At 62.5% G+C, this 2638-nt stretch carries 2 protein-coding genes; one reads left to right on the top strand and one right to left on the bottom strand.

Features of this window, described 5'->3' with window-relative positions; translation table 11 throughout:
- On the top strand, window positions 1–2273 hold a 2273-nt coding region (locus OXG98_05355), incomplete at its 5' end, for a TonB-dependent receptor (GenBank protein ID MCY3771428.1).
- 161 nt (window positions 2274–2434) lie between these two features.
- On the opposite strand, the gene OXG98_05350 is transcribed toward OXG98_05355, so the two are convergent.
- Window positions 2435–2638 (bottom strand): SDR family oxidoreductase (locus OXG98_05350; GenBank protein MCY3771427.1); only part of this gene is annotated, 204 nt, incomplete at its 5' end.

Below are 2638 nucleotides of genomic sequence, written 5' to 3'. Positions count from 1 at the left end.
TCGACCGCTACAACATCACGAACCTCGTGGATGCCGCCAAGATGGTGCCCAACATGGTGGTCTCCCACGGCGGCTCGGGCAATGGCTCGAACCTGCGCCTGCGGGGGATCGGCTCGAGTTCGATCTCGGCAGCCTTCGACCACTCGGTGGCCATCAACCTCGATGGCGTGGTGGTGAACCGGGGCCGCTTCATCCACAACGCCTACATGGACATGGGGCAACTGGAGGTCCTGAAAGGCCCGCAGTCGCTTTACTTCGGAAAATCCGCCACGGCGGGCGTGATCTCCATCACCACCAACGACCCGGGCGAAGAGTTCGAGATGGAGGTCAGCGGCGGCTACGAGGTCGAATACCAGGGGTATTTCGGCGAGTTCATCGTCTCCGGCCCGTTGAGCGATACGCTCGGCGCCAGGCTCGCGGTCGGCTTTACCCAGAACGACGAACTCTTCTACAACTATTCCGCAGACCACGATACCGTCAACGTACCCGTCAACGGCGCCGACCGCTGGTACGGGGACGACTCGATCAACACCCGCCTCACACTGGCCTGGAACCCGGCCGACAACTTCCAGGCCAAGGTGAAGTACAGTTACTCCGAATACAACAACGACGGTGCAGGCACCGCGTGGGCGGAAGAAGTCTGCCCCGAGGGGCGCCATCAGCCCACCAGCATACCCTCCGCCAATGCCACATTCGGCCTGTATTTCGGCGTGGACGACTGCAAGATCAACGGCAATACCTCCAAGCTGCATCTCAACCCCGGCCTGCGCGCCGGGCTGCCGGAGGGATTCGATGACGGAGAACCCGGGCTCCGCCAGGACACTCACTTCCTCTCGTTGCGCATGGACTGGGATGTCTCGGAACTGTTTACCGTCACGTCCATCACGGGCTGGGTCGACCTCAAGCACTGGGAACTGGACGACTACAGCTACGGCGCAGGGGTATTCGGCGGCCTGCACAACAACATCTACAAGAGCATCACCGAAGAACTGCGCCTGGCGAGCCACCTCGACGGTCCGATCAACTTCCAGGCCGGTTTCTTCTACCAGGACATCGAGCAGGAATTCGATGCCTACCAGTACGCGTTCAACGCACCGATACTGCCGAACATCTTCGGTCCCGCGTACGCCCTGGTCGGCGGCGACCCCACCGCGACCATCATCGGTCCGGACCCGGCCACGGGAAACCAGTACGACTATAACAAGCACCACTTCCTGGATACGGAAGTCATCTCGGCATTCCTTGCCGTGTACTGGGACCTCAACGAGCGCACGGAAATCACCGCCGGCCTCCGCTACACCGAGGAGGACAAGGACGGCAGAATCGAGATTCCCTACCTCCATGCCGCGGCCCTGCTGTTCGGCTTCGGCGCCCCTCCGCTCATCGACGAGGGCCTGGAGTTCAAGGACGACAACCTGTCTCCCGAAGTCGCCGTCAATTACTACGTGAACGACGATGTCAGCGTCTATCTGGCCTACAAGCAGGGCTTCAAGTCCGGCGGCATCGACAACAGCGCCCTGCCCACGGCGGCGCTGCAGCCCACCAACCCGGCCTTCCCCCATTTCCTGATCTATGAATCGGAAGAAGCGGAGGGCTTCGAGGCCGGCCTGAAGGGGCGCTTCCTGGACGGCGCCATGCGATTCAATGCAACGGCGTTCACCTACGAGTACTCCGACCTGCAGGTGCAGCTATTCGACTCGACGATCATCCAGTTCAGCACCTTCAACGCCTCGGCGCTGGAAACCCAGGGCGTCGAATTCGACATGCTCTGGAACACCGACGTCGAAGGACTGTCCATCCGCAGTGCCTGGGCCTGGACGGATACCACCTACTCGGAAGACTTCATCAATGCGACGGGTGAAAACCTCAAGGGTGAGGACGGTTCCGGCAGCGCGGATTTCACGGGCTTCATCGGCGGGTCTTACGACATGCCGGTGGGCGCCGGCTGGCGTCTCGACCTGTCGGCCGACTTCCGCTACACGGGCGACTACGCCTGGTCGGCGACCCTCGACCCGTTCATGCAGGACAGCTTCTGGCTGATCGATGCCGCCATCAGCCTGTACTCGGAAGACGGCCGGCACCAGTTCAACCTGATCGGGCGCAACATCACCGATGAGATCTACGTCATCAGCGGCGGCGCGATTCCGGGCCGCTGCCCCAACTTCATGAACGGTCCCGGCATCTGCAACAACACGGGCCCCAACAGCCTCGACCAGGCAGCGACCACGCCGCTCGGCCGGACGCTGAGCCTGCAGTACCGTTACACGATGTAACGCGGTGATACCGGGCGCGGCCTGCGCCCGGAGCCCGGCCTGTTCGGGAGCACGAGCGGTTGGACGTGCTCCCGCCCTGTCGTATTCGCGACGCCTGTCTTCAGCCCGTTCCCAGGGCGAAGACAGGTGGTGTCGGCTTAGAGTCGATGCGGGCTTCCGAATCAGGGCCCGCCCTTGATCAGGATGGTGTGCCCGGTCATCCAACTCGATGCGTCCGAAGCGAGGTAGACCACCGCCGGCGCGATGTCTTCCGGCGTTCCCACCCGGCCCAGCGGAATCTGGAACCGTTCGCCGAGTTCGGGAATCTCTTCCTCCTTCAGGTTCAGGTATTCCATGAACACCTCGGTGGGAATCGGTCCCGGCGA

The sequence above is a fragment of the Gemmatimonadota bacterium genome (assembly GCA_026706345.1).
Classification (GTDB): domain Bacteria; phylum JAAXHH01; class JAAXHH01; order JAAXHH01; family JAAXHH01; genus JAAXHH01.
The sequence above is the reverse complement of the archived record's forward strand: the minus strand, read 5'-3'. Positions and strand labels throughout refer to the sequence as shown.